Raw genomic sequence first — 13,543 nt, 5'->3', positions numbered from 1 at the left:
TCTAAGGACAGCTTAAAAAACGATTGATTAACCCGCTTTGCTCCGGCAAAGGCTCCTCGGATGACGGTAACGCGCGTTGCGACACAAGCGTCTGAAAGTCCGACACACGACCAACCGGAAATTTGTGCCGCAGCGTGCCCTCAAGCACCGAGCGAACCAAAAGCCATACGGAAAGCAAAGCACCTGAGAACAAAGGAAACTCACATGAGCATGTTCAACAAGGTCTCCAAGAGCTTCATGTTCGGGCAACACGAAGTGACGCTTACCACGGGCGAAATTGCTCGCCAGGCTTCCGGCGCCGTTGTCGTTCAGATGGGCGACACGGTTATTCTGGCTACCGTTGTGGCCAAGAAGGAAACCAAGCCCGGTCAGGACTTCTTCCCGCTTACTGTCGACTACATCGAAAAGGCTTATGCTGCCGGCAAGTTCCCCGGTGGCTTCTTCAAGCGTGAAGGCCGTCCGTCGGAACACGAAACCCTCACGAGCCGTCTGATCGACCGTCCGATTCGTCCGCTTTTCCCGGACGGCTTCTTCAACGAAGTGCAGGTCATCATTCACGTGCTGTCCGTTGATCCGGAAATCAATCCTGATATTCCGTCCATGATCGGTGCTTCGGCTGCATTGACCATTTCCGGCATCCCGTTCAAGGGCCCGATCGGCGCCTGCCGCGTGGGCTACGTCAACGGCGGTTTCGTCTGCAACCCGACGGTTTCCCAGCTCAAGGAATCCCGCCTCGATCTCGTCGTGGCCGGTACCGAACGCGCCGTGCTGATGGTTGAATCCGAAGCCGACTGCCTGCCCGAACAGACCATGCTTGATGCCGTGATGTTCGGTCATCAGCAGATGCAGGTGGCCATCAACGCCATCCACGAACTCACTGCCGAAGCCGGCAAGCCCGCTTGGGATTGGCAGCCCGCTCCGAAGAACGAAGCGCTCATCGCACGTGTGCACGAAATTGCCCAGGCCGACATTGAAGAGGCTTACACGATCCGCTCCAAGCAGAGCCGCACGGAAAAGCTGCGCGCCATTTACGAAAAGGTCGAAGCTCAGCTCACGGCCGACGCCGAAGCAGCCGGTACCGAAGTGGCCGACATGAACGAAGTGCACGGCATCCTTTTTGAAATGGAAGCCCACGTTGTTCGCACCAACATTCTCGAAGGCAAGCCCCGTATCGACGGTCGCGACACGCGCACGGTTCGCCCGATCGAAATCCGGCAGTCGATCCTTCCGCGTACTCACGGTTCCGCCCTCTTTACCCGCGGCGAAACGCAGGCTCTGGTGCTCACCACGCTCGGCACCAAGCAGGATGAACAGATCATCGACAACATCATGGGCGAAAGCCGCGATCGATTCATCATGCACTACAACATGCCTCCGTTTGCCACCGGCGAAACCGGTCGCGTGGGCAGCCCGAAGCGTCGCGAAATCGGCCACGGTCGTCTCGCCAAACGTGCTCTGAAGGCCGTTTTGCCGAGCGCTGAAGAATTCAACTACTCGATTCGCGTGGTTTCCGAAATCTGCGAATCCAACGGTTCGTCCTCGATGGCTTCCGTCTGCGGCGGCTGTTTGTCGATGCTTGATGCCGGCGTTCCGCTCAAGGACTACGTGGCCGGTGTGGCTATGGGCCTCATTAAGGAAGGCAACAAGTTTGCCGTGCTCACCGACATTCTTGGCGACGAAGATCACCTCGGCGACATGGACTTTAAGGTAGCCGGTACCGAAAACGGTGTGACCGCTCTGCAGATGGACATCAAGATCGAAGGCATCACCGCCGAAATCATGCAGGCCGCTCTGGCTCAGGCTCACGAAGGCCGCATGCACATCCTCGGTAAGATGCACGAAATGGCCGGCGACGGCGCCAAGGAACTCTCCGTCTGGGCTCCGCGTCTGCTCACCATCAAGATCAATCCGGAAAAGATCCGCGATGTGATCGGCAAGGGTGGCGCCACGATCCGCGGCCTGTGCGAAGAAACCGGCTGCCAGATCGACATTGAAGACGACGGCACGGTGACGATTGCGTCCAACGATACGGAACGTGCTGAATTCGCCAAGAAGCGCATCGAAGACATCACGGCTGATGTCGAAGTGGGCAAGATCTACGAAGGCCCTGTGGTCAAGTTGCTTGACTTCGGCGCCATTATCGGTCTGCTGCCCGGCAAGGACGGTCTGCTGCATATCAGCCAGATCGCCAACGAACGCGTCAACCAGGTCTCCGACTACCTGCAGGAAGGCCAGACGGTACGCGTCAAGGTGATCGGCTTCGATGACAAGAATCGTCCGCGTCTGTCGATGAAGGCACTTCTGAACGAAGAGTAATTCGACGATGTCTTTCAAGCCGGCGAGAGGTTCGCCGGCTGAAAGCAAAAAAGGACAGAATGCAAAGCGGACCGAGCGGCCCGCTTTCGCCGCCTTAAGAGAAAAGGTTCAATATCGGCTAAAATCCAAAATTCACTTCCAACAGCGGTTTTGGAGAAAAGAAGCATGCGAAACAGACTGGTAGTCGCCAACTGGAAAATGAACGGATCGCTTGAAGCCAATGCCCGGTGGGCTGAGGCCTTCCTTGCGTTGGAAGACGCGGGGTGCGATGCGGCAGTGTGTGCGCCTTCCGTGTATCTGTCGCAGATGGCCTGCCTGCTCAAAGGATCATCCGTAGCGCTTGGTGCTCAGGACGTAAATGAATTTGAGTCTGGCGCCTACACCGGTGAGGTCAGTGCTCGTATGCTGGCCGAAATCGGTTGTTCCTACGTGATCGTGGGACACTCCGAACGTCGTGCGCTATACGGCGACACTGATGATCGTGTGGCTCTCAAGGCCAAGGCGGCCTTGGCCGCCGGTATTCATCCCATCGTTTGCGTGGGTGAAACGCTCGAAGAACGCGAAGCAGGCGAAACCATTGCCGTGGTGTCGCGTCAGCTCGAAGCGGTGATCGGCAAAGTGGGAGCAGAGGATTTTGCCCGTTGCACGGTGGCCTACGAACCTGTTTGGGCTATTGGTACCGGTAAGAGTGCAACGCCCGAGATCGCGCAGGAAGTGCATGCCGCGCTTCGTGCTGAGCTGACCAAACACGCTGCCGAACTCGGCGACAAGGTGCGCATTCTCTATGGCGGCAGTGTCAAGCCCGGCAACGCCGCTTCGCTTTTTGCCATGCCCGACATCGACGGTGGCTTGATCGGCGGTGCGGCGCTTAAGGCACAGGATTTTTACGAGATCTGCACGGCGCACTGAGACGCAGGCAGATTGAAAGCTTTTTAACAACCAAAATCAGAACCATCACGGAAAACACACAACTATGCAGATGTTGATGAGTATCGCGATCGTTGTGCAGATCATTGCTGCGATTGCCGTCATTATTCTGGTGCTCCTGCAGCACGGCAAGGGCGCCGATCTCGGCGCGGCTTTCGGTTCGGGCGCTTCCGGTTCGCTCTTCGGCGCCACCGGCTCGGCCAACTTCCTGTCGCGCTCCACGGCTGTGGCTGCGACGATCTTCTTCTGCGCCACCATTGCTATCACCCTCGGCTCTGGTGCTTTCAACAAGCAGAATCAGCAGCGTCAAGGCGGCGTGCTGGGTACGGTGACGACCGAACAGACGACGCAGGCTCCCGCTGCAGCCGGCTCCGAAGCGCCTGCTGCGAAGGATGACTTGCAATCCAACCAGGTTCCGCGTTAATATTCGCGGCCTTGCAGCCGGTTCCGGTATTTTTTCCCGGCTGTGAAGGAATGACTCGGGGAAGACAATAGTTTTTTCGAGTGCAAGCGGTCGTGGCGAAATTGGTAGACGCGCAGCCTTGAGGTGGCTGTGGTGAGAGCCATGAGAGTTCGAGTCTCTCCGACCGCACCAAGTGCTGGGGTATCGCCAAGTCCGGTTAAGGCAGCGGATTCTGAATCCGCCATTCGTAGGTTCGAATCCTACTACCCCTGCCAAAACGCTTGAAAACCGGGATCTGAAATTTTTTTCAGAAAAGGCTTGCAAAGTTCGGAAGCCTATGTATAATTCCGAACTCTCAGCAAGACGCAAGTCGAGTTGGGAATTAAAATCTGAAATGCGGTCGTGGCGAAATTGGTAGACGCGCAGCCTTGAGGTGGCTGTGGCGAGAGTCATGAGAGTTCGAGTCTCTCCGACCGCACCAAGTGCTGGGGTATCGCCAAGTCCGGTTAAGGCAGCGGATTCTGAATCCGCCATTCGTAGGTTCGAATCCTACTACCCCTGCCACGCACTTATCAGATTATCGAAGAGGCCGCGCCGAAAGGTGAGCGGCTTTTTTCATGCCCGTTTTCTGCGCTCCACCCAAGCAAAATGGGCGGAAAGCGCATATCCCGCATCTTCCGCCCGCTCGAATGCAACTCCGTTTCGTTAGGCTTTGTCGACAGAGTTGCCCGATTCTTTTTCAGCTACCAGCTCGGCTTGAGCTTGCTTTTCCAATTCACGTCGCACTTCGCAGCCGTTTTCGGAAAGTGCCTTGGGCATACCGGTTGCAGGAGCCGGAGCTTTTGGACGGAAGAAGTAAAGGATGGCAACCACCGGAAAGAGCATGGCACCCGCAGCGGCGAGCGTGACCTGGTTGCTGGCCCAAGTAGCAAGTGCGCCGCCCAGCACCGGGCCGATGACGCTGCCGAACTGCTGCACGGAGTAAGAGTATGCAAACACCTTGCCGCGATCCTGCGGATCGGAAGATTGCGTTAGCACGGCGTTGATGGCCGGGAAAATGCCTGCAAAGGTCAATCCGCCCACAAAACGCCAGATCGTAAACCAGGTGAGATCATGAGGAATAGCCTGAACAATGCCGAAAATGCCGCTCAAAAAGAGTGAGAGGTAAAGCACCGGACGGTAGCCCCAGCCTTGACCGAGCATGCCCCAGGGAGGCGAAGCAATCACACCGGAAATGCCGACGATCGAGAAGACCAGCCCTGAGATGAACACAATGCGATCCATCGAGCCCTGCAACTCGGCAATGTAAAGCGGCAGTACGGGTTGAACCATCAGCACACTCATCTGAACCACGGCTGCCGCAAAAAGCATGCGCAAAATGACGGGGTTGCGCAAGGGCGTGACGCGAGCGGGTTCCTCGGCGCTCTTTTGAGCGGGTTTAGCACGCGGCGGCTCTTTAATCAAAACCGCCAAAGCGATGGTGATGGTGGTAAGCGCCACAGCAGCGATTTGGAACGTCGAGCGCATGCCGAACATTTCGGCAAGAAAGCCACCCACGAGGGGACCCAAAACGCCGCCCGCGGTTAGGCCAGCCTGCATCAGACCCATGCTAAAACCGATCTTCTTGTGCGGAATGACAGAGGTGAGAATGGCAAGCTGCGCAGGCCAGAGCCCCGCGGCTAAGCCTTGCAGCACGCGAACACCGAAAAGCTGCCAGGGCGTCTGTACGATAGAACCCAGAAAATAGGTGATGGCCAGGCAACTTGCGGCTCTCAGCGCCATAAGCTTTCGGGAGCCCTTATCGGACATGGCTCCCCAGATGGGCGCGAAAATGCCGGAAATCAGAAAGCTCACGGCAAAGATGATGCTGCTCCACCAATTGACTTCCGCAGTTTGAACGCCGAGCTCCTGAATAAGGTACATCGGCAGGAACGGAATCAACATGGTGTAGCTTGCCGACATGAGAACAGTGCTGCACGTCAAGACGGCTAAGACCACACGCCAGTTCATAGAAAAAAGCCTCAAGTTTTTTTCGAGATCCCAAATTTTGAGTCTACGCCCAAAAATCGATTTATAGCGAAACAAAAGGCCGAAGATTATTCAGTCGGTTAATGAAGACGAGTTCGCAGTTTGAGACGTTTGGCAACACATGCCGAACCCAAGGCTGAAGTAAAATTTCGGCTCCGATGGTTCGGGGGTGAGGAATGCTTTTCGCCTCGATCCGAAAACCGACTTTCTTCATTGTTTTCTTGCTCTGGTGTTTCTTCCGTGAAAACGCTCAAACACGTTCTTATCGGCTTTTTGATGGCTGCTGCCACGCAAGTCTTTGCCTTTGATCCCGACCTTGCGGCAATCGAGAATCAATCGCTGATGCAAAGGTTCCCCAAGGGATCGATCGTGACGCGTGAAACGGCTGACCAAGCGCTTCGCGAAGTGCGTGCGGCCAAGAGCAAACTCAAGGAACTGGTCGAATACTCCAAGCGTCGTTGCAACGAAAATATTTTCGTCAACAGCTGCGTGGAAGACGTTCGCAAGGCCGAGTTGCGTCAGTCACGCCGCCTGCAAGCCATCGAATCCGAAGCTCGCCGCATCGTGCGCGAAGATGAAACGCGCAAGGAAGCGGCCCGACAGAAGGAGCGAGACGCCAAAGCAGCACAGCCGCCAAAGCAGGTAAAGAAGGTTACCCCTCGCAAGCCCACGCAAGCACAGAAAAATGCCCAGGAAAACAAGGCGGCTCATGCCAAGCGCATGAAGGCGTTGCAGGAGCGTCAGGCCGAGGCCGAGCAGAAAAAAGCTCAGGAAGCCAAGCATCGTGCTGAGTACGACAAGAAGGTCGCCGAGCGTGAGAAGCGCCGCGCTGAACGAGCAAAAGCTCTGGAAAAGCGCGCCAAGCAGAAGGCCAAGAAAGAACAGGAACAGAAAAAAAGCGAGGCTGAAAAGAAGTGAAATCGGGGCTCAAGGGCGGCCGAGCCGATCAGGAGCTCGACGAGATTGCCAAAAGTCTGCTTGCTGACGAGAGCTTTTTAGCCGACGATTTCGAGCAGATGGCGCACATTACGACGCCCATCGAGGCGCCGATGATTCCGTTTGCTGAGTTTGAAAAGGACGGCGACACGGCGAAAAAGTCTCTCGGAGACGAGTCCGCCGTCGGACAGGGCGCTGTTTTCCCGGGAGACTATGAAGAGCGAGTCCGCCGGGCTTTTGCTTCCGACGGTCCGCTTGCGCAGGCAACGACGAGTTTTGTGTCGCGCCCTGCGCAAATCGAGTTTGCACTGGCTGTGGCAAGAGCGTTGCAGAGCAAAGGCAAGCTTTTGGCCGAAGCCGGTACCGGCACCGGCAAGACCTTTGCATATCTCACGCCCGCTCTGATTGCAGGCTGCCGAGTTATCGTCAGTACGGCCGGCAAGTCGCTTCAGGAACAGTTGTGCCGCAAGGATATTCCGGCATTGATGCGAGCCTGTGGATTGCCAGCCAATGTAGCGTTACTTAAGGGCCGCTCCAACTACCTGTGTCGACATCGCATCAACATGTGCGAACGAGGAGAAATCACGCTTGCTTCGCGTGAAGCGGTGGAGGATTTTCGACGGATCCGCATTTTTTTGGACCGCACCAAAACGGGTGACATCAATGACGTCAGCGGTGTGGCCGAAGACAGCGCTGTGTGGCCTTCCGTGACAAGCACCGCAGGCAATTGCCTTGGAAAACACTGTCAGCACGCGCGCGAGTGCTTTGTGACGCGTGCGCGCTTGAGAGCGCAGAAGGCAAATGTCATCGTTGTCAATCATCATCTCTTTCTTTCGGCGGCGGCCATGGAGCTCGAGGGCGGTCAGGACGACGGCATGCTGCCGCGAGTTGATGCCGTGATCTTCGACGAAGCGCACAAGTTGCCTGAAATTGCCACAAACTATTTCGGCAGCGAACTGTCGACCACGGCCATTCGAGAAATTGTCGACAGCATGCGCCCGATTCTGATGGGGAAATTCAGAAGCGGAGCCCCAAAAGGGACGTCTTGGGACGATATTACCCAGACGATCAAAAAGTCGCTCTATGACTTCGTGCTGGGGTTAGAAGCTGCCGGAGTGCTCGAAGGCGACAGTCGCAATATCGAAACCATCAACGGTATGCAGGGCTCGACGCAACATCTGGAAAACGCCGCGCTCGTTCTGGAGGTGTTGCTGGAGGCGGCGGCACCCTACGTGGAGATGAGTGAAGATCTGGGCGTCTTCGTTGAATCGGGCACTGCCGTCTTGCAGGACATCAAGCAGTGGGTGATCTGGCTTAAGCATGCCGGTATGCCGATGCCGCCGGAGCAGAAGCCGTTGGTGCGTTGGATCTCCCGCACACGAAGCGAAGCGCGTCTTACGGTGACTCCGCTTGACATTGCCGAGCCGTTCTCGCAGATGATGAAGCTGCGCAAAGAAACCGCCTGGGTTTTCACATCGGCCACGATGGCGGTGGGCGAGGGTGAGTTCAAGCATTTTACGCAGGCGCTCGGCATCGAAGGCGCCGAAGAGCACGCTTGGAACTCACCTTTTGATCATGAAAATCAGGCCATGCTTTATGTGCCGCCTGATATGCCCAATCTCAAATCTGGCGTGGCGCGCGACGAATTTACCGATGCTTTGATCGAGCAGGTGTGGCCAGTGATTGACATGGTGCAGGGGCGAGCCTTCGTGCTGTGCACCAGTTATCGAGGCATGGAGCGCGCGGCCGAGCAGCTGCGCGAACACATCGCCGCCAATGGGCGCGACTATACGGTTCTGGTGCAGCGCGAGGAATCAAAAGAAAAGCTTCTCGACAAATTCCGCCACGAGCAGCACCCCATTTTGGTGGCGACGATGAGTTTTTGGGAAGGCATTGACATCAAGGGCGACCAGCTTTCGCTTGTGATCATCGACAAGCTGCCGTTTCCCAACCGGGAAGACCCGGTTTTTGACGCGCGTTGCAAGTGGCTCGACAGCCAGGGACAGTCGTCGTTCAACATTTTGTCCGTACCGGCGGCAGCTATTGCACTCAAGCAGGGCACAGGGCGTTTGATTCGCAGCGAAGCCGATCGAGGCATTTTGATCATCGGGGACGTGCGCTTGGTACGCGCAGGCTACGGCAAGAAGATCTGGCAGAGCCTGCCTCCATACACAAAGACGCTCAAGCTTGAGCGTCTGATGCAGTTCTGGAACGAACCGGACTCTTGGCAGTAAGGCCGTCAGCTTTTGACTGAACGAGTCGTTTTTTTCGCCTTGGTGGCTTTTTTAGAGGTGGAATCCTTCTTGCGGCGCACGCTTTTGGCTTGGGTTCGAGGTTCCTTGGCGGCTTCCTGGAGGGCGGTTGCTTTCTTGTGGCGCACGCGATGCGGCAAACGATTGCCGTGGGAAGCCTGCAGAACATCGGCGAGAATATCCTCGCAGCTTTCCAGATTGTCGAGAACATGCAACACGCTCAGGATCGTACCGATTGAAACCGTGGTGTCGCCTCTTTCTATGCGCTTGTAGGTTGAGAGCGACGTACGGCTTTTTTGCGCCAGTTCCTCTTGCGTCAGCTTGCAGCAGCGGCGTGCGGCGGAAATGCGTTCGCCTAATTCTTCCGTGAAACTTTGCACGGGCAGGATGAAGAAGCGCTTACGGGAAGCGCGGGCGGGGGGTTGTTTGGGCGCTGCAGACATGATTGAAAAGCGTCGAAAAACTCAAACGTTAACGAACTTAGCCTAGCAAACTGAGTCTCTGAGATCAAACAAAAACTCAAAACAGACCTTGGAATACATCATGCTCGTAGAGTACTTTAAGTCCGATGGCAAACAAGACGGCGGCGCCGAAAAGCGAGAGCTTGGCGCTGTGGCGAGCTGCTTTGCTTGAAAGTTTGCTGCCGAGCATAACGGCAATAGCTGTCAGCACAAAGCAGACGGAGCCAATGACGACCGAGGGCCAGAGGATCGGGAATTTAGCCATGGCAAACGAAAAGCCGACGGCCAGTGCGTCAAGGCTTGTGGCAACCGACAGCGTCAGGAGCGTTCCCCAGGGGATGGTACCGCAGACTTGGCACAAGTCAGATTCTTCTTCCTCTTCGGAGAATGCTTCGCGGACCATCGAGACCGAAACCCAGGCAAGCAGTGCAAAAGCAATCCAGTGATCCCAGGAGCTGACCAAATCCGCAACGGTATTTCCGGCAAGTCCGCCTGCGAGCGGCATCAGAAACTGGAAGAAGCCAAACGCGGCGGCAAACTGAAAAATGTGTTTGGTCGTAACGTGTTTGCAGGTAGCGCTCCAGCATAGAGCGACCACCATGGCGTCGATGGAAAGTGCGACGGAGATACCGAGGACTTGTAGTAGAAGCATTGGTCAGGCTGACGAAAAAGATTGGAAGCTCGCAAGTTAATCGAGCAGGCGCAACAATAAAACCGCCTTAATCTGAAATATTTGCAGCGGTCGATGCACTTTTGGAAAAGTTGTGCGGATTTTATCTATTGCGATTCACAAACGTGATAGCCTGAAGAAGGAGCTAACACCGGTTCAGGTTGCCTCAGTGACATCGCAAAGCCGCCGATAGTTACGTACTTGTTTGTCGCGATAGACATTTCTCCAGTAGCTCGCTTAACGGAGCCAAGGATCCGTTCATGCTTTCAATCATCGCTTCGACCAACGTAACATGGGAAATCTTTTCAAAAGACAAAGTCCATCCGTGTTTGTCGGCAAAGATCTGGAAGAACAGGCGTGTAGATCGTCCGTTTCCTTCACGAAATGGGTGCAGTGCGTTAACTTCCGACAGGTAGTAGGCCAATCTACAGGCGCACTGCTTAACCTCCATTTCGGAGAAATTCTCTCGCTGCATTTTGCTAAAGATTCCGCGGGCATACGACTCGATCATAGGAGCAAAGCAGAAGACGGATTGCCCCTTGCTGGTGAATCCTTGTTTGCGAATCTCTCCAGCCCAGTCGTAAAGCTCGCCGAAAAGATACTTATGGACAGCTTGAAGGTGCTTAAGATCGAAGTTCCCAGTCGGAATATCGTCGTCACTTCGCTTCGATTTAACAAACTTAGAGTTTGTGATTTGACTCTCTAATTCGAATAGCAGGTCCTGATGTTTGATCCCGAATTTGTTTCGCAATATCTGGGTGCCAGGATAGACATAAGGATCCTCCAGAGAATCGTATTTGTAATCGTACTCATCAGACACGGTCGCGCGCCTCCTGCTTTGCGAGAGCTTCGGCGACATATTTCTTGATCAGATCTTGTCTGGAAATTTCGCCTCGAACCATTTTCCATAGATCTTCAACTTCATTAGCAGGAACCGTTCGGCCTTCGCATGCCGATGTATGGACAGCGGCCGCAATTGCAGATTCAGCACTGGGAAAAATTCCGTATCGTTGCTTGACCGGCTTAAGTGTCAATTCAATGCTCAATCCGATTGCTTCCGCATACCGCTGGAGAGCAGATAAGGTGACGTCGGCTCCTGTAAGCAGACGTTTTTCGAGACGCGCAACCGCCGATTGAGTCGTGGCCATTGCTCGGGCAACTTCGGTTTGCGACAGGCCACGTTCCTTTCTGTAAAAGACCATGGCGGAGGTGTGAGTAGCAAGGTCCATTGCAGTTAAAACAGAAAGAATTTGCGATATTATAGCAAAAGAGTCATATTTGACGCTTTTTGATAAACGGTTACAGTCACCGATGCTAGTGAATTTTCTTGCCGGCGTCACAAGCTTCCTTGTTGCTGCCGGAGATGACTTTTCTCTTAGTCACACTGGTTCACGGCAAGCGGCATCCGCCTTCTTGGGGGATGTGGTTTTTTGGTGCCGAAGACAACAGAAAAGAAAAAAGGCCTGCGAACAAATTTTCTCAAGCCCTTTTCCCTTTGCACTTCAAGGTGATTATCACTAATCACTAAAGCGCAGTTTTTGTAATTTTTGGCGGAGAAGGAGTGCGCTACGGATGGGCCGACGGCCCAGCAATCTTTTGAGGGTAACAGGTAGAGTTGCTTGGAAAGTTTCCCGGAGAAACTCTTTTGAAAGGGAAGTCTTCTATATCTCAATATGAGACGGGGCGGGTCATCCGCCCCAATTTGTACCATCTTCTAACCCACTGCTGCAATGCTTCTCCGTTTCTTGCCGAAATCTGACAGGGGTTACATATTCGTCGACTATTGATGTTGTTTCAGGTAGGGACGCAACAAATTCGGAACGTACTGAACCGCTTGCCGCAGTGTTTGCAACGGCATGGCATCTTTAGCCTGAATGGACATGCCTTCGAGCATGATGTTGAGCGCATCAGCTAATGCAGATACGTCAGCTTCGACTGCAATTTCGCCAGCATCTTGCGATTTCTTTAAGCGTCTCTCAAAAAAATCACGTGTTTGAGATCGAATCTTTTTGACTGTTTCGGCAATGCGCTTTTCCTTTGGAGCGATATTGACAGCAGCCAGCACCACCATGCAGCCGCTCGGATTGTCTGGATTCAAAAGAATTGACGCAGCTTCCTGAAAGAACTCTGCCAACGCAACATCAATGGGCTTTGGCGATTCCTCAAATCGCTTGAGGACATCGGTCCAGTACTGCGCTTCATAAAAATTCACCGCTTCCAGAAAAAGCGCTTCCTTGCTTTTGAACGCGGCATAAAAACTCGGTGGCTTGACGCCCATTGCCTTACAGAGAACGGCCACAGACGCCGGCTCATAGCCCAGTTTCCAGAAAATGCGCAGCGCAGTCATCAGCGCCTGATTTCTGTCAAACGAACGGGGGCGTCCCTTGGATCTGGCAAACGATATGGAGGAGGGATTTCTTTCGGTCATTTGATGTTGTGATGCTTAGACAAATCGTTCTTGACTTATTTAGTGAATGATATAGAATTATTTCCGTAGCAAGTGCTACAGATTTGTTTTAGGAGCATCAAATGACTGAATGCAGCTGTGCTAACAACAAGATGGTCTCGGTCGAGGAGTACGATGCCGTGCTCGAAGCCGCCCGTTACTATGTCGAAGGTCTGCGTACGGGTGACGCGGATACGGTCGCCAAGGCATTTCATAAGGAAGCCATCATGTACGGGCTTGCCGGAGGCAAAACTCTGCTGGGCGGCCCCATCGGCAACCTCTATGACTTTGTGCGTCAGAACGGCAGCGCTCCCGACATCAAGACCCATCTGGACGTGCTTGCCATCACGCCTACGACCGCTGTGGTGAGAATCGATATGGAAAAGGATGCCATCGGTGCCGACTACAACGACTACCTGACGTTTATCAAACTTGATGGCCGCTGGCAGGCAATTGCCAAGGTCTTCCATCAGTTCAATTGTTGATGATTCCCCGTGCCTAATGATTCCGGGCCTCCATGCGGAGGCCTTTGTTGACTCCTACTGATATGAAAACTCTCATCTGCGGTTTTGTGATCGCCACCTGCCTTGTCGGTTGTTCTGGCCAAGCCCCTGTTGCTCTTGCAAATGGTGATGCAGGAAGAATCGTCCGGTTCACGGACGAGGGACTGACGCCTTTTTCATATGGCCCGTTGTTTGCCCGCGTGGATGTTCTGGAAGGCGATCCGGAATTCAAGGTAACGAGTGTTGATAAGACAGGGGGCGTTCGGTCCGGATTTTGGGAAAGCACCAAAGGCAAGTGGCATTTCACAACGGCAGACGATCATTGGGAGTACTGCCATATTGTGGAGGGTATTTCAGAAATCACTGAGGACGGCGGCGTACCACAGCGATTTACCGCGGGGCAGAGTTTTATTCTGCATCCCGGCTTTTCAGGTGTCTGGCACGCGATTGAAGCGACAAAAAAGGAATTCGTCATCGTCAATCCTCAGCGTGAAGCCAAGTAGGGGCAAATTTGATCAGTTTGCAGAGAGGAACAAAAATGAGCAATGTCACTACTGTCCAAATTGAATTGCAAAGCCAGAAGGTTTTGCAAAATTCGAGG

General features: G+C 54.2%; 13 protein-coding genes and 2 tRNA genes. 9 read left to right on the top strand and 6 right to left on the bottom strand.

Features of this window, described 5'->3' with window-relative positions; genetic code table 11:
- Nucleotides 1-204 precede the first annotated feature (204 nt).
- The 5 genes from pnp (at nt 205) to DW133_RS00065 (ending at nt 4,127) form a co-directional block, all read left to right on the top strand.
- Nucleotides 205-2,316: a polyribonucleotide nucleotidyltransferase gene (gene pnp, locus DW133_RS00090; protein ID WP_118274026.1), complete on the top strand. Its 2,112-nt coding sequence runs from the start codon at nt 205-207 to the stop codon at nt 2,314-2,316.
- Nucleotides 2,317-2,481: 165 nt separating this feature from the next.
- On the top strand, nt 2,482-3,225 hold the full coding sequence (gene tpiA / locus DW133_RS00085; RefSeq protein WP_118274024.1) for a triose-phosphate isomerase: 744 nt from the start codon (nt 2,482-2,484) through the stop codon (nt 3,223-3,225).
- Nucleotides 3,226-3,289: 64 nt separating this feature from the next.
- A complete protein-coding gene (gene secG / locus DW133_RS00080) occupies nt 3,290-3,667 on the top strand; it encodes a preprotein translocase subunit SecG (RefSeq protein ID WP_118274022.1) in 378 nt (125 codons plus the stop codon).
- Nucleotides 3,668-3,753: 86 nt separating this feature from the next.
- A tRNA-Leu gene (locus DW133_RS00075) sits at nt 3,754-3,838 on the top strand.
- 204 nt (nt 3,839-4,042) lie between these two features.
- A tRNA-Leu gene (locus tag DW133_RS00065) sits at nt 4,043-4,127 on the top strand.
- A 224-nt stretch (nt 4,128-4,351) separates the two neighbouring features.
- On the opposite strand, the gene DW133_RS00055 is transcribed toward DW133_RS00065, so the two are convergent.
- A complete protein-coding gene (locus DW133_RS00055) occupies nt 4,352-5,656 on the bottom strand; it encodes an MFS transporter (RefSeq protein ID WP_118274020.1) in 1,305 nt (434 codons plus the stop codon).
- Between the two features lie 258 nt (nt 5,657-5,914).
- On the opposite strand from DW133_RS00055, the gene DW133_RS00050 reads away from it, so the two are divergent.
- The gene (locus DW133_RS00050; protein ID WP_118274018.1) at nt 5,915-6,592 is read left to right on the top strand and encodes a hypothetical protein; all 678 of its coding nucleotides are present in this window, start codon (nt 5,915-5,917) and stop codon (nt 6,590-6,592) included.
- Entirely contained in the window at nt 6,589-8,844 is a 2,256-nt protein-coding gene (locus DW133_RS00045) for an ATP-dependent DNA helicase (RefSeq protein ID WP_118274016.1), read from the top strand. The genes DW133_RS00050 and DW133_RS00045 overlap by 4 nt, the downstream gene beginning before the upstream one ends.
- Before the next feature lie 5 nt (nt 8,845-8,849).
- Here DW133_RS00045 and DW133_RS00040 read toward each other — a convergent pair whose 3' ends face one another.
- The 5 genes from DW133_RS00040 to DW133_RS00015 form a co-directional block, all read right to left on the bottom strand.
- Nucleotides 8,850-9,305 carry a helix-turn-helix domain-containing protein gene (locus DW133_RS00040; protein ID WP_118274014.1) on the bottom strand — a complete coding sequence of 152 codons (456 nt, stop codon included), beginning with the start codon at nt 9,303-9,305 and terminating at the stop codon, nt 8,850-8,852.
- 76 nt (nt 9,306-9,381) lie between these two features.
- Nucleotides 9,382-9,975 (bottom strand): manganese efflux pump MntP family protein, encoded by a 594-nt coding sequence (locus tag DW133_RS00035; RefSeq protein ID WP_118274012.1) that lies wholly within the window; start codon nt 9,973-9,975, stop codon nt 9,382-9,384.
- 211 nt (nt 9,976-10,186) lie between these two features.
- Nucleotides 10,187-10,813 (bottom strand): Fic family protein, encoded by a 627-nt coding sequence (locus DW133_RS00030; RefSeq protein ID WP_118274010.1) that lies wholly within the window; start codon nt 10,811-10,813, stop codon nt 10,187-10,189.
- Nucleotides 10,806-11,333 carry a helix-turn-helix transcriptional regulator gene (locus DW133_RS00025; RefSeq protein WP_233542057.1) on the bottom strand — a complete coding sequence of 176 codons (528 nt, stop codon included), beginning with the start codon at nt 11,331-11,333 and terminating at the stop codon, nt 10,806-10,808. The genes DW133_RS00030 and DW133_RS00025 overlap by 8 nt, the downstream gene beginning before the upstream one ends.
- 440 nt (nt 11,334-11,773) lie before the next feature.
- Nucleotides 11,774-12,421 (bottom strand): TetR/AcrR family transcriptional regulator, encoded by a 648-nt coding sequence (locus DW133_RS00015; RefSeq protein ID WP_118274004.1) that lies wholly within the window; start codon nt 12,419-12,421, stop codon nt 11,774-11,776.
- Nucleotides 12,422-12,522: 101 nt separating this feature from the next.
- Here DW133_RS00015 and DW133_RS00010 point away from each other — a divergent pair, with 101 nt between their 5' ends.
- On the top strand, nt 12,523-12,924 hold the full coding sequence (locus DW133_RS00010) for a nuclear transport factor 2 family protein (RefSeq protein WP_118274002.1): 402 nt from the start codon (nt 12,523-12,525) through the stop codon (nt 12,922-12,924).
- Between the two features lie 62 nt (nt 12,925-12,986).
- A complete protein-coding gene (locus DW133_RS00005; RefSeq protein ID WP_199588762.1) occupies nt 12,987-13,445 on the top strand; it encodes a cupin domain-containing protein in 459 nt (152 codons plus the stop codon).
- The last annotated feature ends 98 nt before the right edge of the window (nt 13,446-13,543 follow it).

The organism is Sutterella sp. AM11-39 (genome assembly GCF_003472385.1).
GTDB lineage: Bacteria > Pseudomonadota > Gammaproteobacteria > Burkholderiales > Burkholderiaceae_F > Duodenibacillus > Duodenibacillus intestinigallinarum.
The sequence above is the reverse complement of the archived record's forward strand: the minus strand, read 5'-3'. Positions and strand labels throughout refer to the sequence as shown.

Excerpts from the sequence above, each read along its gene's own strand:
- DW133_RS00035 (WP_118274012.1), bottom strand. The coding sequence starts at position 9,975 with ATGCTTCTACTACAAGTCCTCGGTATCTCCGTCGCACTTTCCATCGAC.
- DW133_RS00055 (WP_118274020.1), bottom strand. The coding sequence starts at position 5,656 with ATGAACTGGCGTGTGGTCTTAGCCGTCTTGACGTGCAGCACTGTTCTC.
- DW133_RS00040 (WP_118274014.1), bottom strand. The coding sequence starts at position 9,305 with ATGTCTGCAGCGCCCAAACAACCCCCCGCCCGCGCTTCCCGTAAGCGC.
- DW133_RS00010 (WP_118274002.1), top strand. The coding sequence starts at position 12,523 with ATGACTGAATGCAGCTGTGCTAACAACAAGATGGTCTCGGTCGAGGAG.
- DW133_RS00015 (WP_118274004.1), bottom strand. The coding sequence starts at position 12,421 with ATGACCGAAAGAAATCCCTCCTCCATATCGTTTGCCAGATCCAAGGGA.
- secG (WP_118274022.1), top strand. The coding sequence starts at position 3,290 with ATGCAGATGTTGATGAGTATCGCGATCGTTGTGCAGATCATTGCTGCG.
- tpiA (WP_118274024.1), top strand. The coding sequence starts at position 2,482 with ATGCGAAACAGACTGGTAGTCGCCAACTGGAAAATGAACGGATCGCTT.
- DW133_RS00005 (WP_199588762.1), top strand. The coding sequence starts at position 12,987 with ATGAAAACTCTCATCTGCGGTTTTGTGATCGCCACCTGCCTTGTCGGT.
- pnp (WP_118274026.1), top strand. The coding sequence starts at position 205 with ATGAGCATGTTCAACAAGGTCTCCAAGAGCTTCATGTTCGGGCAACAC.